Annotated in this window: 20 protein-coding genes and 1 tRNA gene; 5 read left to right on the top strand and 16 right to left on the bottom strand. The window is 56.6% G+C overall.

Annotated elements, in window-relative coordinates; translation table 11 throughout:
* Positions 1-7: 7 nt before the first annotated feature.
* From GF108_RS14425 to GF108_RS14415, 3 genes are all read right to left on the bottom strand, one after another.
* A complete protein-coding gene (locus GF108_RS14425; RefSeq protein WP_153668523.1) occupies positions 8-262 on the bottom strand; it encodes a hypothetical protein in 255 nt (84 codons plus the stop codon).
* A 346-nt stretch (positions 263-608) separates the two neighbouring features.
* Positions 609-908, bottom strand: coding sequence for a DUF982 domain-containing protein (locus tag GF108_RS22730; protein WP_153668522.1), 300 nt, complete (start codon positions 906-908; stop codon positions 609-611).
* Positions 909-1,221: 313 nt separating this feature from the next.
* The gene (locus GF108_RS14415; protein WP_153668521.1) at positions 1,222-1,464 is read right to left on the bottom strand and encodes a hypothetical protein; all 243 of its coding nucleotides are present in this window, start codon (positions 1,462-1,464) and stop codon (positions 1,222-1,224) included.
* Positions 1,465-1,852: 388 nt separating this feature from the next.
* Between GF108_RS14415 and GF108_RS14410 the strand changes: the two genes are divergently transcribed.
* Positions 1,853-2,704, top strand: a complete 852-nt coding sequence (locus tag GF108_RS14410) for a universal stress protein (protein WP_153668520.1) — start codon at positions 1,853-1,855, stop codon at positions 2,702-2,704.
* Positions 2,705-3,116: 412 nt separating this feature from the next.
* On the opposite strand, the gene GF108_RS14405 is transcribed toward GF108_RS14410, so the two are convergent.
* The 4 genes from GF108_RS14405 to GF108_RS14390 form a co-directional block, all read right to left on the bottom strand.
* Positions 3,117-3,509, bottom strand: a complete 393-nt coding sequence (locus GF108_RS14405; protein WP_153668519.1) for a response regulator — start codon at positions 3,507-3,509, stop codon at positions 3,117-3,119.
* Between the two features lie 67 nt (positions 3,510-3,576).
* On the bottom strand, positions 3,577-4,626 hold the full coding sequence (locus tag GF108_RS14400) for a sensor histidine kinase (RefSeq protein WP_153668518.1): 1,050 nt from the start codon (positions 4,624-4,626) through the stop codon (positions 3,577-3,579).
* Between the two features lie 321 nt (positions 4,627-4,947).
* The gene (locus GF108_RS14395) at positions 4,948-5,103 is read right to left on the bottom strand and encodes a hypothetical protein (RefSeq protein WP_153668517.1); all 156 of its coding nucleotides are present in this window, start codon (positions 5,101-5,103) and stop codon (positions 4,948-4,950) included.
* A 271-nt stretch (positions 5,104-5,374) separates the two neighbouring features.
* Complete coding sequence (locus tag GF108_RS14390; protein WP_153668516.1) at positions 5,375-5,956, bottom strand: recombinase family protein; 582 nt, start codon at positions 5,954-5,956, stop codon at positions 5,375-5,377.
* 344 nt (positions 5,957-6,300) lie between these two features.
* On the opposite strand from GF108_RS14390, the gene GF108_RS14385 reads away from it, so the two are divergent.
* Together GF108_RS14385 and GF108_RS14380 are read left to right on the top strand one after the other, a co-directional pair.
* Positions 6,301-8,592, top strand: coding sequence for an AAA family ATPase (locus tag GF108_RS14385; protein WP_153668515.1), 2,292 nt, complete (start codon positions 6,301-6,303; stop codon positions 8,590-8,592).
* Positions 8,593-9,667: 1,075 nt separating this feature from the next.
* On the top strand, positions 9,668-11,368 hold the full coding sequence (locus GF108_RS14380) for a reverse transcriptase domain-containing protein (RefSeq protein WP_153668514.1): 1,701 nt from the start codon (positions 9,668-9,670) through the stop codon (positions 11,366-11,368).
* A 15-nt stretch (positions 11,369-11,383) separates the two neighbouring features.
* On the opposite strand, the gene GF108_RS14375 is transcribed toward GF108_RS14380, so the two are convergent.
* The 3 genes from GF108_RS14375 to GF108_RS14365 form a co-directional block, all read right to left on the bottom strand.
* A complete protein-coding gene (locus GF108_RS14375; RefSeq protein ID WP_153668513.1) occupies positions 11,384-13,042 on the bottom strand; it encodes a site-specific integrase in 1,659 nt (552 codons plus the stop codon).
* Positions 13,043-13,151: 109 nt separating this feature from the next.
* Positions 13,152-13,228 (bottom strand) — tRNA-Ile (locus GF108_RS14370).
* 144 nt (positions 13,229-13,372) lie between these two features.
* A complete protein-coding gene (locus tag GF108_RS14365) occupies positions 13,373-14,407 on the bottom strand; it encodes a sugar-binding transcriptional regulator (protein WP_370462174.1) in 1,035 nt (344 codons plus the stop codon).
* 235 nt (positions 14,408-14,642) lie between these two features.
* On the opposite strand from GF108_RS14365, the gene GF108_RS14360 reads away from it, so the two are divergent.
* Positions 14,643-15,395: a hypothetical protein gene (locus GF108_RS14360; protein ID WP_153668512.1), complete on the top strand. Its 753-nt coding sequence runs from the start codon at positions 14,643-14,645 to the stop codon at positions 15,393-15,395.
* Positions 15,396-15,419: 24 nt separating this feature from the next.
* On the opposite strand, the gene ptsP is transcribed toward GF108_RS14360, so the two are convergent.
* From ptsP to GF108_RS14335, 5 genes are read right to left on the bottom strand one after another with little or no spacing between them, the layout of a single operon-like run.
* Positions 15,420-17,399 carry a phosphoenolpyruvate--protein phosphotransferase gene (gene ptsP / locus GF108_RS14355; protein WP_153668511.1) on the bottom strand — a complete coding sequence of 660 codons (1,980 nt, stop codon included), beginning with the start codon at positions 17,397-17,399 and terminating at the stop codon, positions 15,420-15,422.
* 45 nt (positions 17,400-17,444) lie between these two features.
* Positions 17,445-17,822, bottom strand: a complete 378-nt coding sequence (locus GF108_RS14350) for a PTS glucitol/sorbitol transporter subunit IIA (RefSeq protein WP_113282419.1) — start codon at positions 17,820-17,822, stop codon at positions 17,445-17,447.
* A gap of 30 nt (positions 17,823-17,852) precedes the next feature.
* The gene (locus GF108_RS14345; RefSeq protein ID WP_153668510.1) at positions 17,853-18,884 is read right to left on the bottom strand and encodes a PTS glucitol/sorbitol transporter subunit IIB; all 1,032 of its coding nucleotides are present in this window, start codon (positions 18,882-18,884) and stop codon (positions 17,853-17,855) included.
* A gap of 20 nt (positions 18,885-18,904) precedes the next feature.
* Entirely contained in the window at positions 18,905-19,663 is a 759-nt protein-coding gene (locus GF108_RS14340; RefSeq protein ID WP_027231995.1) for a PTS glucitol/sorbitol transporter subunit IIC, read from the bottom strand.
* Between the two features lie 41 nt (positions 19,664-19,704).
* Entirely contained in the window at positions 19,705-20,139 is a 435-nt protein-coding gene (locus GF108_RS14335; protein WP_153668509.1) for a transcriptional regulator GutM, read from the bottom strand.
* Between the two features lie 172 nt (positions 20,140-20,311).
* On the opposite strand from GF108_RS14335, the gene GF108_RS14330 reads away from it, so the two are divergent.
* Positions 20,312-20,947, top strand: a complete 636-nt coding sequence (locus GF108_RS14330; RefSeq protein ID WP_153668508.1) for a hypothetical protein — start codon at positions 20,312-20,314, stop codon at positions 20,945-20,947.
* Between the two features lie 9 nt (positions 20,948-20,956).
* On the opposite strand, the gene GF108_RS14325 is transcribed toward GF108_RS14330, so the two are convergent.
* Positions 20,957-22,309: an acetoin dehydrogenase dihydrolipoyllysine-residue acetyltransferase subunit gene (locus tag GF108_RS14325; RefSeq protein ID WP_153668507.1), complete on the bottom strand. Its 1,353-nt coding sequence runs from the start codon at positions 22,307-22,309 to the stop codon at positions 20,957-20,959.

Here is a 22,309-nt window from a genome sequence, read left to right as displayed (position 1 = left end):
TCTTGATTTATTCGGCTCGTCGACGCCGAGCTTCGTTTTCTTCGATCCGCCTGAGCTCGATATTCGACCGAACTGCCAACAGATTAGTAATGCCGAGAGTCACTTCGTCCTGCTCCCAGCCGGCCGCGATCGACTCATGATAGAGCAACATTAATTCCCCCTTCGACTCGACCAAATCAACAAAGCGAGCCTCCATTGCTTCGTCCCGGGCGAGAGCCCGCTCGGGGTGGTCGAGCGGAACTTTGGGTGAATGAACGGTCATCGGATTTTTCTATTGTCCATCTAGTTCAACGCACTGCGGTCAAAGGCGTTCCTTGGCCCTTTATAAGGCCGGCATTGTTTGTTGGACCTCATGGAACAATTGCGCCAAATTTGCATTCTGAGACAAGCTGGGGATAACAGCATCGGCTTGATGTCCAACCACCCCTTGCCATCAACCAGCAACGGGCTCGGATTTGCGCCCCCGTCTTTTCCGAGCCCGTTTTCATTTCCTTAACCATGTAAGCGCACGTTAGAACCGCAGACGCGTACCAATGCTCAGCGGAACCCGCCCGTCGCTGTGTTGCGTAAATCGACGGGTCGGGTTCCACAGGCTGGGCGAATTTGCCTTATTCTCGCACAGCCCGCAGCGTATTGGTGAGCGTTTCCATAAAAGTGGTGTTGCCTTCTTCGACGCGGATGCCAGCGTCCAATAGCGCATCGAGAAAGGCAGCTCGGGCCTCCACCGGACTGAAGTGTCCTTCCAAGGCTCCGGTGCAAGTCAGTTTAGCGCGTAGGCAGGCAGGACCTTTTTTGTGGGTCCAATCGTTTTTTAGATACGCAAGTGCCTGGCCGACGGAGCTAACATGTCTAGGTTTGCCGCGTCGAGCAGGCCGGAGGACCAGTGGTTGGAATGGGACGTCGTCCATAGACCGCAAACGTCGCTACTGGACGCTTGTTCCCTATGGAACCGACGGCGGGAACGCACTATGCCAAGCGATCTGAATGAGAATGGGGACCACCCGCCCCCGAACGAACCGTCCTACGTGATGTTAGGGGTGGGGTTCGTCTTGGGCATTGTGATCATTATGGCGATCGGCTGGTATTTTCGGTAACTAAGAAATTCTGTTGATTTGGAATCCCGAAATTCGGGTTGACGGCCGGCCCCCTGCCCATCTCGTCTCGCCATCGTCCCGTAGCGGGCCAATCAATATCGTTTAACAACTTGGCGAGGAACTACTATCACCCACCCGGCTGTGTCATAACGTCGGAAATGCGCATCGTGCCCATAAGCCGGTTCGTATCGTCATATACATGGACCAGGAACTTGGAAGGATCGATATTCCTCCCGACAGCCTCGTGGATATTGTCGCGTGCGGCTCCTGCGGCAGCGTGAAGGGCGGCTTCACCGTCGACACACTCCATTTCGACCACTTCGATGGGAAGCCCGTCTCCCTCGTGATAGGCGAAATGAAAGATTGGCATTGTGCCGATGGCTCCCCTGTTGAAGTGTCCGTAAAAGAAGAAGCAATCAGATGGTCAACTGTTCCCGCTCTAAACAAATGATTGGCTCGGAATTGAAACATCGGCCCGCTTCTTAGCCTACTGGCAAGTTCGACTAACTTTCACCATATCTTAATCAAGGCAGCGCACGCTTCCATTGGTTGATAGGCCAAAATCAGCCGGCCCCATTGATAAACCCGAACCCGGCGTTGCTTTAAACCCAATGGCGGGTCTTTTGCGGCTACCGCTCGGTCGATGAACGGCTCTGCCAACAAACCAGAACCGCAGCTCAACATCAATTTTGAAGAAATCGGGCCAAAACCAATATACTATCCATATCTGATAATGTGGGCTGTTGGGGCGCGTCATCATGAAACATATTCTCGTAGCAATGGATGGCAGCGGGGCGGATCGTGCCTTTGAAAGAGCGATGCTATTGGCGCAGGCGCATGATGCCAAGCTGACCGTCATGCACGTCATAGATTATAAGCATTTAGACGATAACGATCCCGACATAGATGATCGTTTGATCCAACAGGCCACGACGGAGCTGAAGCGGCACTGGGCAGACCTTTCTACGCCAACGGCAGAGCGAATTAGCGTTATCGTAACGACCGGCTCAGTCTGGCAGGATATTCTGGCCGAGGTTGAAATCGGAAAAGTTGATCTTATCGTCCTCGGCATGCACCACGCGACCGTAAAGGATCGCTTCATAGGGACCAAGGCCGGAAACATTGTCCGTAATAGCCACGTGCCGGTCCTGGTTGTGAAGGACAAACCCGCTGGCCCTTACCGCACTGTCGTTGCCGCCTCGGACTTCTCTCCTTCTTCGGAGCATGCGCTGAGCGCAGGACTTGAACTTGCGCCTCAAGCGGCTGTTTGTCTGCTGCATGTCTTTGAAACACCGTTCTCGAGCCGTATCAAGGTTAATGCGGAAGAGCTGGCGGCATATGAGCAGCGTTTGATTAGTCAATCCGAGCGCGAATCCAATGCGGCCACCGCTGCATTTGCGAAAAGAAACGGAACCTTCACAGGGTCGATCACGCCAAGGCTCGAGCGCGGTGAAATTATCCCAGGCATTGACAAGGTTGTCGGTGAACAGGACGCCGATTTACTGGTCATGGGCACGCACAGTCGCAGCGGCATCGTTGGCAGGATGATTGGAAGCTATGCGATCGGATTTCTTAATGCCCCGCCTTGCGACATCTTGGTAACGCGATAGCCTCCGCGCGGAGACCGGCTCGAAACATCGTTGGCGTAGGATATCATGTTGAAGTGCTTAGAGGGTAGTTGCTCACCTGCGGTCGCCCGCGTGGCTTGCCGCTCTGCTAATGGCATTGTCATGTCTGCTGAGGATGGATCGATAAACGGTAACAGGGAAACCGCAATGGCGGAAGCAAGTAAAAGGTTTTTCATTTTTTTCCTTTGAACTGTGACCCTTCCCAAACTTCGCTCATGGCCAACGCGTTCTTACATTACGAAAATTTTAGAAATGCTACGGCCGGTGGATGATGGATTATGGCGGTCGCGCAACTTGCGATAGTTAACCATGGCTTATCGGATGCAATAAATTGCCTATGGTACGCACTCGGCGCAAACCTGTCGGCTGGGAAGCCGCGAGTCTTCTGTGAGATTTAACCGGCAGGTGCGATCGGAATCTCGCTCGAAAGCAGCCGGGCCATGGCGTCAACGATCGTATGATCATCGTACGGTTTTGTGAAAAACCTGCTCTCCACCGGCAGACTGCTCTCCTCAAGTATCGCGGCGCCTGATGCGATGATCAGCTTTACAGGTGGCCATCGATCTCGGATGTAATGGGATAATTTAATGCCGTCCATCGTCCCAGGCATCTGAACATCGGTAAAAACCAGATCAATGTCGTCTCGCGATTCCAGGACGCGAATTGCCTCTTCCGCATCGCCCGCCTCCAGTGCCTCGTAGCCCGCGGATAGCACCAAATCGACGGCACCCATTCGAATGATCGCGCTGTCTTCGACAACTAGGACGACCGCTTTACCATTTTTCATTGCTCACTCGGTTAGCTGGAGTTGGGAGCCTCGCCGACTCCGACGGTATTCGGAATCAATCGGGTTCCTATGCGGCCGTAGACAGGCCCGTTCGCAAACGGGCGCTTCCTTGGTGGCGTATTGTGACGACGGTTCCGGGGCCCGCAGCGCTCAACTGAATCTCGCCCCCCAGCTTTTTTACGAGCGCCTCCACAATGCCAGTCCCTAGGCCCGGCTTTGGAGCTTCATTCCCTACCGACATGCCGATGCCGTTGTCAGCAATCGAAAGAGTCCAGTCGTTGCCCGACGAGCGATAATCGATCACGATTGTGCCAGATCGCCCATCGGGAAATGCGTGCTTTAGAGCGTTTATAACAAGCTCGGTAACGATCAGCCCCAAACTCGTGGAAACGTCCGCTTCCACGGCACTGTCGTCGACGGTAACCTGGATTGAGAGCCGGTCAGTGTCAGCTATCATTGACGCACCGAGACTTTGGCAAAGCTGAGTCATATAGGTACGGAGCTCAACATTGCCGGCGTCGGACATAGAGAGCTGCCGTTGCAGGGCTGCGATGGACATGACACGGTGATGGGCGTTTTGGATGTGCCCTCGCGCTTCCTCCGACTGAACCCGGCGTGCGCTCTGCATCAAAACGCTTGCAATAATCTGAAGGCTATTCGCAACCCTGTGCTGGACCTCCTGCAGCAGGATGGCTTTCTCGCGAACCAAATCTTCTTTCAGTCGAGCTTCCGCGCGCACATCGGTCACGTCGGTTACGGCCAGAAGGAGGCGAATGTGATCGATGTCGCCGTCATTGAGCGTCCGAGCATTAACGACCAATTGCCGTGTTGCCTGGTTTGGCCGCTGAAGATCGATTTCGTAGCCTTCGATGCTCGCACTTCCGGAAGCGGTAGCGTTCAGCAATGACGCAAGCTTGGGCATCGCCCATTCGCCGTTTCCGAGTTCGCCAAGACTTCTACCGCAGACTGTCCCGGGGTCGATGTCGAAGGCCCGGCAGAACGATGCGCTCGCCGCAATGATCGTCAGGTCGTCGGACAGGAATAGCAGCGGTTCATTGGATGATACCACAACGGCAAGCGTGCTCGCCGCTTCGAAATGCACTGTCGGTTCTGGCATGGATTCGCCCTCAAAGGGCCGGAGACTCACGGAGCGAGTCATTACTCGGTAGCTACGCCGACCAGCCAGAAGGCCAAGCCGACGTACACACTCTATCATTCTTGATGGGTAACCACTGCATACTAAATTGCCGGTGATATTTATGGCCGTGAGTTCAGTGGTGCAGCGATATCGCAGCATGAAGCTTATAGCTTAGGAGCGGCAAACACATCCATCCTTGTGAGATACCAGAGGCAATCTCCTCCTGGCCATTCCTATAAATCTAATTGAGCCTACCGTTGCGTCTGCGCGCTTGAGTGAACTGAAATTTTGCAACCAGTTTCAAAAACTATCGCAGCCTCCAAGACGCTTCAGTGGACGGTTGAATATATCGACCACCTCGCTGCCGTTTACCGCGCGCAGATGCGCCGCCAGATCGATCGGCTCCATTTCCAGCCTGGCAAACCACTCCTCACCCGTAATAGCGAACTCATTCACAATCGCTTTCCACCTGCCCGGCCTGGAAAATCGCCTATGCAGCGCGAGGTGAAGGCTGCGTGAGATCGGAAATGGCTTCCAAGGTTTGTAGTAGTTCTCGGAATGATACTGGACATTGTGCTTTGAGCCCGAGATTGAGCATACCGAAGCCGGTGCAAGCTGACCGGTCTCGATGAGGTACCAGTGAAGTTGCCAGCCCCTTACCCGTTCCTCATGGGTGAAACCATTGTAAGTCGGCAGACGCTGCCACCGCCACGTCCTCAGTTTGGGTCTACCCTTCGGCAGGCACATTCTGTACCCGTGACGCTGCAAGAATACGGTAAACGGAGGATCGCCCGACTTTTAGCTTTCGGGCGATGCGCGAGGGGCCAAAGCCTTGATTGTGCAGGTCGAGTATTACGTGCGACTGCGCACGAGCCGTCGGCGCCCTTCCTTTGTATTTTCCATCCGCTTTTGCCTTGGCAATGCCTTCGCGTTGCCGTTCCAACATCAGCTCACGTTCGAACTGAGCAATGCTGCCGAGAAGGTTCAACATCAATTTTCCCGTCGGCGTCGTCGTATCGAGGCTAAGGGCAAGGACACGCAAAGAAGCCCCCTTCCCTTCGATAATTTTTTGGATGGCTAGAAGATCAGCAACCGAGCGGGCCAGGCGATCGAGTTTGGTAACGACGAAAACATCGTCCTCGCGGATATAGTCCAGCGCGCACTGCAAGGCTTCGCGGTGCGCAATCGAAGAGATGCGTTCCGAGTAAAGCTTGGTGACGCCAGCTGCTCTTAGATCGCGCTCCTGCGCTTCCAACCCCGCGATTTGCTCTGCCGTTGAAGTTCGTGCGTAGCCGACGATCGCTCCCATCTCCACCCTCCTGTTCCATAGCGTCTAAGAGAGATTGAGACAGTGCGTTCCAAAAGACAAAGGTTATCTCTGTGGGACAGGAAGGCGAGGTTATTTTGATGTGTCAATGAACCGAGATTATATGGGACAACGGATAAGCGCGGCTTGTACGAGCGTTGCTGCTTTCGCAGTGATGGTTACCGGAAGGCGGACATTGCTAAAGGCGAGGTCGTGCCACGATCGGACATTAACAGTACCAACCAACGCCCACTTGAGGAGTTGAGGGTTTTCATTTGTCGCAAGGGCCTGATGCGGAGCATGACTTTCGCAAGTGAACCGCCTACGATGCGAGGTAGGAGTACAGCATGGTTCGATCACTAAACCTATTGCGCAACATCGGCCGCTTTGACAACGTAAATGCGGGAGCACATCTCGCCTTCGAAAGGCTAACTCTAATCTACGCAGAGAACGCGCGCGGCAAATCTACACTTGCTGCCATTCTGCGCTCGCTCGCTTCGGGCCGCGCTGATCTCGTCACCGAACGGGCTCGCCTTGGTGCCGCCCATCCACCGCATATCGTCGTCGATGTGGGCGGTCCACCGCCCGCGATGTTCCAGGACGGAGGCTGGACCCGAACAGTGCCCGAGATTGTCGTGTTCGATGACACGTTCGTTGCCGAAAATGTATGTTCAGGCATCGAGGTCGGCACTACACATCGGCAGAATCTTCACGAGCTGATTGTTGGGGCTCCGGGCGTGGCGCTGGCGAGGGCCCTGCAGACCGAAGTCGATCTTATCGAAAAACATAATCGCGAGATGCGCGAGCGGGAGAACGCCATCCCTGTTCAAATTCGCGGCACGCTGACGGTCGAGCAGTTCTGTGCCATTGCTCCCGTTCCCGAGCTGGAACGCGCGGTTGAAGATGCAGAGCGGCGATTGGCTGCTGCGCGGAACTCCGATCGGATCGCGGCCACGCAGGTGTTTGAACCGCTGATGCTTCCGCGGATCGACATGGCGGGGCTTCGCGAATTGCTTGCGAAGGGCCTTCCCGAGTTGGACGTGGTAGCGCTACGTCGTGCGCAAGATCATATGGAACGTCTCGGGCGAAGCGGCGAGGCTTGGGTACGACAAGGTCTGCAGTACGCGGCCCATCTAGCCGAAGCCGGAGATAGCGACTGTCCTTTCTGCTCACAGGACCTGGCAGCATCACCTGTAATCGCGCATTACCGCGGATTCTTCAGCGAAGGATACCACACGCTACGACAAGAGATCATTGCTGCTGTCCACACCTTCCGGGCGGCGCATTCGGGCGAAGTACCGGCTGCCTTCGAGCGCGGCGTGAGGGAGACCGTCGAACGCCAAACCTTCTGGGGGGCATTTGTGGATATGCCAGTGGTCGCGCTCGATACTGCGGCGATCGGCAGAAGCTGGCGAGCCGCACGGGAAGTCGTTGAGCAATTGCTTGAATCGAAAGCCGCGAATCCGCTCGAAGCGATCCCGGTGACCGCCGAAGGCGAGCGCGCCTTGGTCGAGCACAACGCGCGATGCGACCAAGTGAGCGGCGTTTCGGAGCAGTTTGTAGGCATCAATGCCCAATTGGAGATCGTTAAGGAACAGGCGCGCGACGCGAATGTAGCGGTACTCTCTTCGGACCTTGCGAATGTCTATGCCGTACGATCTCGGTATGAGCCTGCCAATGTCACTCTGTGCGATGCCTACGTCAGAGCCAAGAACACTAAAGCCGAAACCGAGGCGCGAAGGACCGCTGCGCGTCAGGCGCTAGACGAGTACCGGCAGGCGGCCTTTCCGGCCTACGGTGTCGCGATCAACGATTTCCTGCAACGCTTCAATGCTACGTTTCGACTCGGACCGATCGATCCGGTCAATAATCGCGGTGGCTCCGCAGCGAACTACACGCTTCTCGTAGATGGTCATCGCGTCCCGCTGGTGGCAGAGGCGGGTCGAAACAGCTTTCGCAATACGCTAAGCGCCGGGGACCGGAATACACTGGCTCTCGCGTTCTTCTTCGCGAGTTTAGTCAACGACCCGGACCGGGCCCGACGAATAGTCGTCATCGACGATCCGATGACCAGCCTCGATGAGCATCGAACGCTCCACACTTTGCAGGAGATCGACCGCCTTGCGCAGGACGTAACGAGTGTCGTCGTGCTGTCGCATTCCAAGCCCTTCCTCTTCGGAGTGTGGGACAAGTGCCAGCAGCTGCGAAAGACCGCGCTTGAGGTAAGACGCGCGGGACAATCCTCGACACTGCTTGCCTGGGACGTCCATGCTGCGATGGTCACGTTGCACGATAGTCGGTTCGCCGCAGCGGCAGACTATGTCGACAACCCGGACCCATCGATGGAGCGGCGCGTGGCCGAAAGCCTCAGACCAATGCTGGAGCACTACTGCCGCGTCGCCTATCCGCGAGATTTTCCACCCGGAACGATGCTGGGGCAATTCCACAGTCTTTGCGCGCAGCGTCTTGGTGCAGCGCGTGAAATTCTGAATCCTGCGAACACGCAAGAGCTCCGGGCAATACTCGACTACGCCAACCGCTTTCATCATGATAGCAATCTGGCTTTCGCGACCGAGCTCATCAATGAGGCGGAGCTCACAGACCTCACTCAGCGAACCATTCGCTTCATCCAGCGATAGATGTCAGCGAGCCGGCAATGCTCCAGCAGCCATCCCTGAAGGTTCTCGTTCCGAGAGCCAAGGCATTCCCAACGGCGGCTATCGCTATTGAAAGCTCACATCTAGTCAGGAACCAAGCTGGGCGACAATCTGTTGCAAATGCCGCTGGCAAAGCCTTCTGTCGCGACCTGAGTAATTCGGTTGTTTGCGTCAAGCAGAAACAGCGTTTGCTTGTATCCGGTGTACCCACCCATCCTGCTTTTTGGCGTTCCCCATTATACAGAAACCCTTCGTAGGCCGACCGTTGAATGTGGGTGAATACGGTTGAGATACCAGCGAGCTGCCACGAGCTCGAATCAACAAAATATGCCTGGAAAGCCGCCCTGGCAGCTGAGAGTTCTGCCGCTGTTGGGTGTCTTTGAACGGACGCACTATGACTTGGCACCCCACCAATATGGGCAAGGACATCGCAGAAAATATCTCCTGATCTTGATGATCGGGGAGTTGGAAACCGAATGGTTACGGCCCTGCGGCCTTTAGTTCGGAGAACCTGTTGCATACGCCGCAGGCTCCCCGACCATAGGTCAAGGAGTTGGCACCATTTCGGCTAGCACCGACCGAACCAATGGGGTTTCCACGCCCCAGCGCATCGCGTATTGCGCCAACTCTTTCGTCAACTAGTGCACAGGCACCTGTCAACAACGACGTTTGGGATTTGCAATCTTTCCGAAGTAGCGGTCGACGGAGCATGACAGGAAGATAGGTTGAGGAGTTTCACAAGATGACAGAATTATGAAATGTTACCAGCCCACTCAAGACTCACTGAACTCGACCCGCTATAGAGAGGAAGCACATTGCCTTTGGCGAACGAAAACTGCGGAGTTTTGCAACTGTTGCAAAATTTTATTCTTTAAAATCAATAGTTTATGTTTTTTAGGTCGCGGTGGGTGGATCTATTGCATTCTCGCAGTTTTTCCGGCTACTCTATCGCTAACAGGCACCAATCACCGAACGCTAAGCGGTTCAACCAGAGCGATTTGCGGCACCAACCGCATTTCGCAAAGGGTTCCCATGCGCCATATTCCTGAGAGTTGACATGCAAGCGAAGCCAACCAACGTCAAGCGAAACGCGCCGTTCATTAATCCCTATCCGCCGTTAATAGATGAGACTGTCATTCCCGGCACACGTTTCGGGCCATCTGAGCAAGAACTCTTGCTACAAGGATATCGGACCCCGCAAACAGCCTTTGTGCGACCAGCTCAGTCTGAAGCCGAATTACAGATGCGAATTAAATGCCGAGCCAATTTGGCCCGAATGCAAAAAAAGATTCAAGAATACGACGTCGCTGGTCGACTAGGTCTTGCAAACCACGAACGTCGTCGGCTGTTTGGCTCCCAAGCAGCACGTGTAACGGCCGCGAGCAGAGAATTGCGGCATTATAGACGCAAGCATCCAATTTCCGCATGTCCGACGCTTGATGAGCTCGTGGCATTAATGGATGACCGGGCAGCATGCTACCACCTATATGTGGAAATGAAGCTCAAGAGTGATGGGCGCCATCGTCCCATTTGTGCCTATTGTCTTGTGGACCGCGCCCTGCAGCGAACGCTCGAGTTGAGCTTCGGTGCCGGCATCACTTACTTGGAAAACCAGGCAGGCGTTAAACGCAGGGGTATGAAAAGCCTCCTCAGGCTAATTGATAGATCAATCCGCAGTGGCCAATACAAATACGCCGCTGAGGTGGACATCAACAGCTATTTCTCGAACCTAGACCCCGACACTGTAGGACAAAGGTTCGGAATGAAGCCCGGCATAATCGACCGGGTTCTTACCAACAGGGATAAGGAAAGGAGCGGCAAGATATCCCCTAGGAATAGAGACACATATAGAAAGTGGAATAGTGTAGAAGAGCATGTGAAACGTGGCCTGCCACAGGGTAGCGTGGCGTCACCGACCTTCGCATATGCAATGCTTGTACCAATTCTTCAAGCATTCAAAACGCGCTATGGATCACGGGTTGTCATATTTAACTATTGCGATAACTTTTTGATCCTAGGGCCAAGCGAAGTCACGGTACAACACGCAGTTGAATTCCTGTCCGAACAGCTAAAGCTGTTGGCAGAGCGCTTAACGTTGAAACATGTAACTGGCATCCGCCGACTTGCGCACGGCATTGAATTTGCGGGCTACCGCTTCATACGTCGCAACGGAAGTCCAATCGTCAGTATTCCAATCGCCAAACAAAGGGCATTTTTAAATGAACTCGATCGCAGGCTCGCCGATGTTCAAGACGAAACAAGCATTAACCCGTGCCTGGCCTGGATAATGGGCAAGCTCGCTTATTTCGAGCCCGATCCAGGAGCCATGACGCGGCTCATTCGCAGCACATTCATCAAGACCAAGGCATTGCAGAAACGTCATCCTGCTTTGGCCCAGGCTTTGCTTCCCCTCTATTCGTTCATGCTCAGGAAGTTTCCGGAGGACGAGAAGGTTGAGCAAGCAATAAATGGAATAAAAAGACCGCGTGTACGGAGAAGGACAACAAGGCGCCTGAACTTTGGGCCAACGATACCACGGAACTTCCGGATAAAAGAACCTGTATTCGACGATCTGTTCAAGCAGAGAAACCGAGATTTCGTAGCACGGCACTTGACGAGCAGAGAGGCATTCGTCTCGGATTTCGATCGAGCCCCATTTTCCGCTCACATTGGCGATTACCTTCTTCAGCGGGTGCGACAGGGGCTTGCGCTCAGGGAGGATCGTACAGCTGCTCACACCAAAGGCAGTTGTTTTTGAACCGGTTGCAAAAACTCAGTCAGTCATTAGTCGGTCGATTTGCAAGCCAGGGAAACTGACTTCAAGTGTCATCCTTTTCATCCACATATCCAAAGTGGATGGACGGGCACCCTGGCCGTATCGATCTTCGATATTGTTGCTTCTACCCCAGCCCCCTAAAGCCTTGATTGCGTCTGTGGGCAGTCCGGCATTCGTCATGGCATCACGAAATCCATGGCGGAACGAATGAAACGATAGCCCAGGTGTCAGCTTTACATTTTCACGCAGGAAATAGCTGAATCTCTTTTGAAACAAATCAACCCCATGGCGCTGATCTCTGCCCGGAAGATCGGGGAATAATCGACCTCCCCTTATCTTCCCTTGGGTAGCAAACTCCAAAAAACCCAAGCGTTGTAACTCTGGATGGACAGGAACTCGGCGCACCGATCCTGATGTCTTCAAACTTCTTTCTTGGTTTTCTTCGAGTGAGAATACAGTAACTCCATCGACAGTTTTGATGTCATCAACTGATAACCAAACTATCTCGCCCAACCGCATCCCGCTGAATAAGCCAATCATCGGAACCCAAAAACGCCCTGCCCGACGATGCTCGTCCCATCGAGGCAAATGAGTAATTATCTGATTTAGCTGCTCAATCGAGAACGGCTTCCTGCTAGAGAAACTCCTAGGGCGATTCGAAAGGAGGCCTTCTGCTGGATTGTTATCGATGTATCCCTTCGTTCGAGCATATTTGAAAAAGGCGGACAGGTGGTGGACGTACACCTCCACACTACCTGAAGAAAGCAGCCTTGCTTCTGCCGCTTGAGCGAGCAGCGCGATCTCCTTAAGTGATTTTTCCTTGTATTGGGGATACTTGTTATAGTTCGAAGGAAGGCTAGCAATAAGCTCGTGCACCTCCGAACAATCCCGACGTTTGATATCTCGGACTTTGCGATCTGGACCAACAACGGACTGAAGCGCAGCGAACGGAATGATGTATTTCTTGTTTGCACTAACGCTTAGATGGGCACGTGTCGGATCGTTCTTGAAGCGTTCGACGAGCTCGCTAACGGCTATAGCCTTCTCTGCCTCAAGCGCCGGAACCGGCGCGCTATGATGGACACCTTCAAATAGCCGGTCATGGACCGTGCCATATCTTGCGCTTCCAATACGATCAATCTCGCGCTGACAGTGCTCGATTTCCGCCCGGCGTACCAACTCTACAAGCTCAAACCAGAGACTCTCACCTTGTCTCAGCGATAGGTCGTGCCGCTGAATCAAGCTCGAGACCGTCGCCTGGATCGAAGGAGCCCATTGTTCTTCATGTGTTGAGCTAAGGTAAGCAAGACTCTCTTCCAGTGAGTCCAGCAATTCCGGAGTTGATTCGATGCTCGTGTTACTTATTTCAAGATCGTAGAGATGTAGCCGCGCAACCTGATATAGCTCGGATCGATCCGTAGCAGACCGCAACGAGGTTAATGAAGCAGGAGAGATACCAAGCTTGGCTTGACCAAACTGCCTAGAAATGCGTTCTCCCTCACTCCTCGCCCGCTCGACAGCAATTCTGTAATCGGTTGTTCGAAGAGCTATGACGATTTGCTGCCTGCCTCCGAACAAATGTCGAATCTCATGAGGTATCCGCCTGACATAATAGTAGGCGCTCTTCTTGCGCACGAGACCACTGACTTTGCCCAATTCGGCGACCTATATGGCTTGAATGTTGGAACCAATGTTGGAACCAACGACTGGAATATAGCCTTATACTACAAAGTGTTAAAGCAATTTCAAGCGTCTAGCGAAGATGTGGTGGGCCCGGAGGGACTCGAACCCCCAACCAAGCGGTTATGAGCCGCCGGCTCTAACCAATTGAGCTACAGGCCCCACCTGAAAATACGAACGAGCCGGGCAATGGCGGCGTTCGGTCCCGCGATCAATAACGGGAAAAATTGACAATGCAATCCCCGAATGATCTTAAGTCCATGGCGCAATACAAAATTCCCCGGAAAATGCCACGGGGTCCGCGGCTCAGCGCTTTTGCTGTTCCTGTTGAGCCAAAACCAGAAGCCGCCGCGCACTCTCTTCGTCGGTGATAAACACCGTCGGGCGAATGAGCGCCATCGCGCCATAAAGCGCCCTCACCTTCTCCTTGCCGCCGGAGGTCAGCACCCGCACCGGCACCCTCTGCACCGTATCGATGCCGACCGACATGACGAGATCATGGATCGGATGATCGACGAGCTTGCCTTCCTTGTTATAGAAATGAAACAGCAAGTCGCCCACCGCGCCGCGCTCGGCGAGCGAAGCCTGGTGGCCGGCGTTGAGGAAGCCGATGTGATAGGGCGTGCTCGATGCTGTTTCGATCGCGCCGACGCTGAGGAGCACAAGGTCCACATCCTCGGCCATTTCGAACACGTTCCTTAGCCCGCAGCGCTCGATGAGGGCCGTCTTGGTTTCGATGCTGTCAACCATGGCGGGGGCCGGAATAAGATAGCCATCGCCTTGAAAAAGCTGGGCAAACTGCCAGGCGAATTCCGCCGGGTTGAAGCGGCGGGGCTGGCTGATGCCGCCGAGCAGCGAGATGACGGTGAAATCTTCAAGCGCCTTGGCTTCGAGGTAGGACAGCGTGTTGAGGAGCGTGCGTCCCCAACCGACGCCGACCCGCATGCCATTGGCAACGACGCCCGACAAATAGTCGCCCGTGGCTGCCGCAATCGACGGGATCGGGTCATTGTCCGGGTGCGACAGCGGCGCGATGATGACCCGCTCGAGGCCAAACTGCTTCTCGACTTGTCGCTCCAGCGAAATCAGATCGGAAAGATAGCCTTGGATGCCGATCTTGACTTCGTTGCGGGCACGCGCTTCGGCCAGCATGCGCACGATGGTGACGCGTCCGACGCCGAGAATTTCGGCAATCTCGTTTTGCGTCATCTGCTCGATATAATACATCCAGGCAGCGCGCATGCGCATCCGGCTGATCTTGGTGTCGGGCTGCCCGAAATTCGCCGGCGCCTTCTGGGGGTTCGCAGGCGCACCATTTGTTCGTTTGCGTCGATCGGCCACTCGTCCCCCTTTTAACCTACGATTGCCCTTCCGCTTCCGCGGCAGCAATCTGCCTTCTCTACATAAGCGCCCCGTTGCCGCTTTTTAAGCCGAAGCGCGGCATAACACCTTGAATCTGCGCATAGTGCTTGCCAAAAATCGATACAGATTTTGGGGTTATGCGCTAGAATGTCATTTAGCAAGGCATCAAAAACGGATAGGAACTCTTATCCACGTGCGAGCAGAGGCTGCGATCATGATTCGTGATATATCGAGCGACATCGTCGTCAACCTGAAAGACCGGTTGCGGGACGTACGCCACCTGATCCGGTCGAGCCGCCTCGATGCGAAGCCGCATGCGCAGGACCTGCCGGATATGTTGTTCGGCCAGGCCGCGCGCGTCATGGACAAGGCCTTCACCACGGCCGAAACGATATCCATTTCTCTGGTCTCGCAGGATCCCGCGGCGCACAGGGCGACGATCGAGGCCCGCAGCCTTGATGCATATTTTCCGGCCGGTGTCGGCAAGGGCGAGGCGCTGTTCCGGCGCGATATCTATTACCTGACCAAGCGTCTCTTCAGCATATTGGGCTCGGACAATCCGCTTATTCACGAGGCGACGTTCGCCGCCGTCCACGCGGCGATGAGCCGCCGCCATGCGCATCTGCTGCTTTCCGCGCGCGAGGGCGGACTTGCCGAAATTGCCGCTGCCTGCGCCGTGATGACCGTCGAACTGCAGACCCAATATAACGCCGCTCCCACTGCCTTTCCGGCGCATGTTGCCGCCAAGCCCGACCGGCGCACGCAATATCTGTGCTTTGCCGCAATCGCGCTTGCCATAGGTGTTGCGACCTATGTCGAAGTGGAGCCCTGTGACGAAAAACTGGTCGAAAGCACCCTCCTTGCTTTGCAGGCGCGGCAGGAGAAGTTTGGCGCGGCCATTGCAAATGGCAACCCCGAAGCGGCCCTGTCGAGCCTTTATGCGTTTCTCATGCCGCATCTTCCGTAAGCGTTTTCTTACGGAAAATGTTGGTCAGGCCGCGGCTCCAAGATCGAGCACACATTTTTTAGCACGCTGGATCGAAGACGGGCTCATGCTAAGTTCGGTCAGGCCCATGTCGACGAAAGCCGGAATAAGGTCGGCGCGCCCGGCAGCCTCGCCGCACATGCCGACCATGATCCCGGCCTCCACTGCCGCCTTCGCCGTAAGCGCGATCGCAGCCATGACCGCCGGGTGAGTGACGTCGTTGAGCTTCGCCACCGTCGGGTTAAGCCGGTCGGCGGCCATGATATATTGCGTCAGATCATTGGTGCCGATGGAAAAGAATGCAACCTCGCGGGCCAGCATCGGCGCTACGAGGACTGCCGCAGGCGTCTCGACCATGATGCCGAGATCGAAAGCGGCATGGTCCCTGCCCTCGGCCCTGAGTTCTGCGGCGCACTCGTCAATGAGAAGACGCGTCGCGCGCACCTCGTCGACACCCGAGACCATCGGCAGCATTACCTTGATATTGCCATGGACGGCCGCCCTCAGCAGCGCGCGCAGCTGCGGCTTGAATACATCCGGGCGGTCGAGGCACATGCGGATGCCGCGCCAGCCGAGGAAAGGGTTCTCCTCGACAGGAAAATCGATCCCTGAAATCGGCTTGTCGCCGCCGATATCGAGCGTGCGCACGATCACCGGATAAGGCGCGAAGGCCTTGGCGAGCGTAGCATAGGTTTCGGCCTGGAGGTCTTCGGACGGCAGATGGATATGGCGCATGAACAGCAACTCGGTGCGGAAGAGGCCGACGCCCATCGCTCCCGCTTCCTGCGCGGCTTCGATTTCTTCGAGCGAGCCGAGATTGGCCGCAATCTCGATGACAGTGCCGTCGGCTCGCTTCGGCGTTATGTCCTTGTAGGCCTTCAATGATTGCTTCACGGCCTCAGCCTTGGCAATCTCGTCGTGGAACCGCTTGGCGGTCGTTTCATCGGGGTTGGCAAACACCAGTCCACTATTGGCGTCGAGCGCGACTGTCTTCACTGTTTCAAGCTCGTGCACGGCGTGACCAAGGCCAAGAACGGCGGGAATGCCATGAGCGCGGGCAATGATCGCGACATGCGACGTGGCGCCACCGTGACCGCAGATCACGCCGGCAATGCGTTTGAGCGGGGCCCGCGCAAGATCCCAGGCGCCAATATCTTCGGCGATAAGAATGGCGCCCTCCGGAATTGCTTCGAGATTGGCGTCATCCTGGCCGAGAAGCGCCAGGCAGATTTGCCGGCCAACCGCATTCACGTCGTCGGCGCGGGCGTTGAGATAGGGGTCGTCCATGGCAGCAAAATCGTCGGCGATCTTCGACGTCGCGCCGATCGCAGCCGAGACGGCATCGATGCCGCCAGCGACGAGGGCCGCGGCTGCCTCGGTCAATTCTTCATCGCTGGCAATGTCCTTGAGCGCGGCGATGATGCCGCGGTCGCTTTCGGCGAGATTGGATGCGGCGAGCGAGCGCTCCATGCGCTCCTGAACCGTGGCAAAGGCCTGCCGCAAACGCGCCGCCTCGGCTGGAATTTCGTCGTGGCCCAGCATCCGGTTTTCCTGCTTGATCTCTTGCGGGAAAAAGCCGAAGGCGGGACCGATGGCAAAGCCTTCGCTCGCAGCAACGCCGCGAATTCCGCCTTGGATGGAAACGGGAGCCGGAACGGCAACCGGTTCCTTGTGCGGGGCAACGTCCGCCGGCTTCGCCTCAGCGGGCGCGGCTCCCTCCTCCCCTGTGCCCGACAACGGGTTTTCGAGGTAGCCGATCAGCGCTTCGATCGCTTCGATCGCATCGGCGCCGTTCGCACGAACGGTCACCTCCTCGTTTTCCTTGACGCCGAGCAGCATCAACTTGACCGAACTCTTGGCGCTGACCGATTTCTCCGCCTTGACGAGCTCTATGTCCGCCTCGAAACTCTTTGCGAGTTTGACAAAGCGGGTGGCTGGCCGTGCATGCAGTCCGTCATGCACTCTGACGATCGTCGAGCGTTCCATTCGTTCGTATCTCTCTGTTACTCGTTTGTGGTCGGGCCCTTGCAATTACCCGATGGTAATCGTCGTACCGACTGTCAGGGCCGACACCAGTTCTTCCGTATCGATTTCCGAAGCACAGATCTCGCCAGGTCGCTCGACCCGGTCCGATCCGTTGAATGTAATAACGACGTGCCCGATGTCCTTCACCTTCTGCCAGGCATAGTCGCCGATGCCGGTGATGGTGGCGGAGACATTGCCGATCCTGATGGGCGCACCTACGGGTGGCGTCTCTTCGGAGGGCGGCGTCTCGACACTGTGCAGGATCGAAACTTCGGCGAGTTCGGGCGGCGCGCCATCGGCAAACAGTATAACGACGCCTCCTTCCGCGAGGTCCGCCACCTCAGGCCCAACGGCTGTTACCCGTGTTTTCAATAGGACTGACATATGGCGAACCTCTTCTTTCGTTGGTCGATCTTAGAATACGATCAGGCTGACAACCCAGGCGATCAGCACCGAGACGGGACCCATGATCTGACGGCTGATCAAGACCGCAGGCACACCGATTTCGATGGTTTTAGGCTTGGCCTCACCAAGGGCAAGACCGACGGGAACGAAGTCGCAGCCCACCTGTGTATTATAGGCAAACAGTGCCGGCAGGGCCATGGCGGGTGAAATCGTGCCATTGGCGATCTGCGGGCCGATGATCGCCACGCCGATCACCTGCGCAATGACCGCGCCCGGCCCGAGAATGGGCGAGAGGAACGGCAGGCCGCAGATGGCGGAGATGATCAGAAGACCGATGATGTTGTTGGCGAGCGGTCCCATGGGCTGGGCAAGAATGTCACCGATGCCCGTATAGAGAATGAGACCGATGAGCATGGTGACGAACGCCATGAACGGCAGGACGTTGCGAACGACCTGGTCGATGGTGCGGCGACCGGCATTGAAGAAAATGCCGACGACACGTCCCATGGCGCGGCCGATCGTGCTGATGAAGCCGATCAGCCCACCCTCGCTCGATTCACTTGCACCGGTGCGGCTCGACATCGAAGCGGCGAGTTCCGCCGGTGTGGGCGGCGATGCCGGTCCCGATGTGGAGGCAACACCGGCAACTGCGGCTGGCTGCGAACCATCGGCGAGCTCGATATTGCCTTCCTTCACGCCGGAGACATAGATGTCTTCCGTGATGAACTGGGCGAGCGGACCCGCCTGTCCGACCGGTGTCAGATTGACGGTCGGGATGCGCTTGCGCGGATAGACGCCGCAGCGGGCGGTGCCGCCGCAATCGACCACGACCACGCCCATTTCGCCTTCGACCGGCGGCGCCTTGAAGCCGTCGACCGCCTCACCACCGGTGAGTTCGGCAATGCGACGCGCGACGGGATGAATGCCGCCACCCGTAACAGAGACCACCTTGTTGCGTTGCGGCGTCAGTTGGATGACCAGCGGGCCACCCCAGCCGTTCGATCCCCTGGAAATCTTTACTGCCTTGTATGTCTTTGACATTTTCCTGCTCCCACCCCGAATTAAAGCTCGATGCCCTGGCGACGCGCCATGATGGCGGTGATGCGCTCAGTGAGCATGCCCTTGAGCAGGATGACGATCAGACCAACGAGCGCGTACCAGATAGCAACGTTGATGTGATAGCCCGTGGGAACCGCGCCCTTCTTCTCCAGTTCGAGAAGCGCGACGAGAATGCCGCCCCAGACGAAATATTCGCCAGGATTGATATGCGGGAAGAGGCCCAGCGGCGGATGCACGTAAGAAACTGCGGCATCGTAGAATGCGGGCTTGTACTTTTCCTCGAGGAACGAGCCGAAGGTATAGGCCATCGGATTGGTGAGGAAGAAGACCGAAAGCACCGGAAGAACCGTATAGCGGGTCAGGGCAATCTTGCCGGCGCCGCGCGCGATGCCATGGACGCGTTCTTCGCCAACGAGTTCCGTCAGCGCGTAAAAGGCGGTCATCAGCACGACCAGGGTCGGAATGATGCCCGTAACGAAACCGGCAAAGACCTCGCCGCCCTTCTGGAAAATACCGATGAAGTATTTGCCGATATTGGCAAGCCAGCCAAGCTGCTCTTCCTGCTGGACGTTCTTGAGCCTGTCCTTGAACTGCTCGACCGAGATATCGCCCGTCGACTGCGCGAGAACGACGAGGTCGTTGCCCGCATGCTCGACAGCGTGCTTGCCGTGCAGCGCCGCGTCCGAGACCATCGTCCCCGCCACAGAAATGTGGTGCGCGGCGATGTCGGCATGTTGCGCCAACATTGTTAGAATTGACATGTTCCCTCTCCTCCTTATCGACCGCGACAAGCGGCCGTCCCTTAAGCGTTGACTGTCCTGATTCCCGATAGGCCCTGCTTGGGCGGATCTGCCCTCGCCCGATCTATTTGTTCAATTGCCCGCTCTGACGCCTTGGCCAGAGCCGGATCACCCAGGCCGGACATTACCGGGTCTGTACGCAGCGCACTGAGCGAGATGCCCTCAAACTCTTCACGCCGCTTGAACTTCGCAAAAACTGAACGGCCGCTCATGACGAGAAAGCGCTGGATCGTCAGGTCGCGCGTGACAACGATGAGGACGATCACGCCCTTGCCAAGGCGGCCACGCACATTGCCGGCGCCAACGAATCCATCATTGTACTTGGAGGAGATACCCTTCATGACATCAGTGTAATGCCGCATCTGATACCAGACGCCTAACGACTGCAATGCCCACAAGAATCCGAGGGCCAGCAATCCCCATTGCCACATCGCCATGTAATCAACCTCCCTACGCCCGACCGCCAACATATGCCATGATCGAACGAAAAAATATAGAACATTTGTTTTTCGTAATGTCAATATGTATGATTTTCACACCCACCAAAATCTTGGCTGGGGATGCATGAAAACCTGCAACGTGGTAGCATCGCCGCGAAAGTGAGAGCACATGGATTTTCTGTTTCGGGATGAACTCGTCCACACGCCGGATTTGCGGCATCGGCTGCGGAGGCTGCGGTGGTTTCGCATGGCTTTCCGCAAGAATGCCGCATTGATCGCCGACCACTACGGCTACCAGTTCAGCATCGACGAGACCAAGCTCACCCGCGCCTTTCTCAACTGGATCGAGACGGTCGAGCAACAGAAGTCGTTTGCGCGTATCGACCGCAAGGATTTCATTATCTTTGCTGCGGGACTGGTCCTTAAGGAACTGATCACCGAAGCGCCCGCATCAGTGTTGGCCAAGGCTCAAGACGGCGCCGCGGCAAAAACCGAAATGCAGGATATCATCGCGTTCTGGCCGGAGGGCTTTCTCTATACCAACTTCTGCGTTGGAGCGATCGCGGCGATCCATGAGCAGGAATTTGGAACGGCTGCACGCATCGACGATTGTGCCGACGATCTGCGCACCTGGTGGTCTTATCGAGAAAACGTCGAGGAGATGCCGGGCTATGCCATCGCCTTCCTCGACAAATTCCTTGGAGCCGAACCCAACTGGGTGATGCCCAATCTCGCCTCCGCCCGCGGCGCTATCCGCCGCGCTATGGTCGCATCAAGAAACGATCGCCACGCGATCAGCGAATGAGACCCGAAATCAGCCGGCTGACCGGCTGACTTCGGCGAGAATGCGCATGACCTTCTCGCGCTGTTCGAGTTGCGGCATGTGGCCGGTGCCGGCAAACACATGCACAGCAATCTCACCCGGCAGGCCCGCTGCATGGCTTGCCGGTATGATACGGTCGCCCGCGCCGAAGATCACACGCACCGGGATGAGCAGACCGGCGAGGGTTTGCCTCGTGTCGATCACCTGCGTTCCGTCGGCAAAGAAGCGATCCGCCACCTGCTGCTGCGCGTCGCGCAGCGCCGTATCCTGCGACTGCGCCAGCGTCGCATTGACGAAAGGCTTGGTCAGCAGGCTTTCATCGTGGACAAGCTGCTTCATCCACGCGACGAGGCTCTCCTCGCTGCGCGCCCGGACGAAACCGGAAAGGAAGCCGCCGTTGATCTCCGGCCCGAGACCCGCAGGCGAAATCAATGTCAGCGCACGCACATCGAGATTGTTGCGTGCTGCGACCTCCGTTGCGACGGCGCTGCCGAACGAATGAGCCACGAGGATGACGGGACCCGAATGGTACGCAGCGACGGTCTGCTCGACGAGTTCTGCGATGCCGTCGAGATCGTCCGGTATGGCGCGGGTCGAACCGCCATGTCCAGGCAGATCGATGGCGAGGATCGGATTGTCGAGCGTGCCGCCGCCGAGCATCGGCCGCCAACTATTCAGATCGGAGCCAAAGCCATGGATGAGAACCACCGGCGCAAGTCCAGCGCCCTTGCCTTCGCGCAGCCAGACCGCGTTGAGCGGTGCTTCGCCTGTTATCTGGGCAGTCCGCGCCGGTGCAGATACTGGGGATGGTGAAGGCGCCTTGGCCGACGCTCCATCCAATTTGAGCGTACTTGCCTCGACATCCTTCTTCTGGATACGGCCTTTGGGCCCCGATCCCTTGAGCGAGGCGAGGTCGATACCGGCCTCGCGGGCAACACGGCGCGCCAGCGGCGTGGCGCGGACGCCATTGGTTTCGGCAACAGGAGGCGTCGCCGCAATGGGTGCAGCCTGAACCGGCGCCGTTTGGGCGGGTGCGGCTGCCGGCTTTTCAGACGTATCAGGCTTGCCTGCATCGACTTTTGCCGGGGCAGCCGCGTAGGCTTCACCCTCGCCATAGATCCAGGCGACGGCCTGCCCGACCGGCACGGTCGTGCCCTCCTCGGCCTTCACGTCACGCAGTATCCCGGTCGAGGGAGCGTCGACTTCCATGGCCGCCTTGTCGGTTTCGATCTCGAACAGAAGCTGGCCCTTGGAAACGCTGTCGCCTTCCTTGGCGTACCAACGCGAAATCTGGCCGCTTTCCATATCCATGTCGACCTTGGGCAGGATCACTTCGACGGGCAT

The organism is Phyllobacterium sp. SYP-B3895 (assembly GCF_009647635.1).
In the GTDB taxonomy this organism is placed as follows: Bacteria; Pseudomonadota; Alphaproteobacteria; order Rhizobiales; family Rhizobiaceae; genus Phyllobacterium; species Phyllobacterium pellucidum.
The sequence above is the reverse complement of the archived record's forward strand: the minus strand, read 5'-3'. Positions and strand labels throughout refer to the sequence as shown.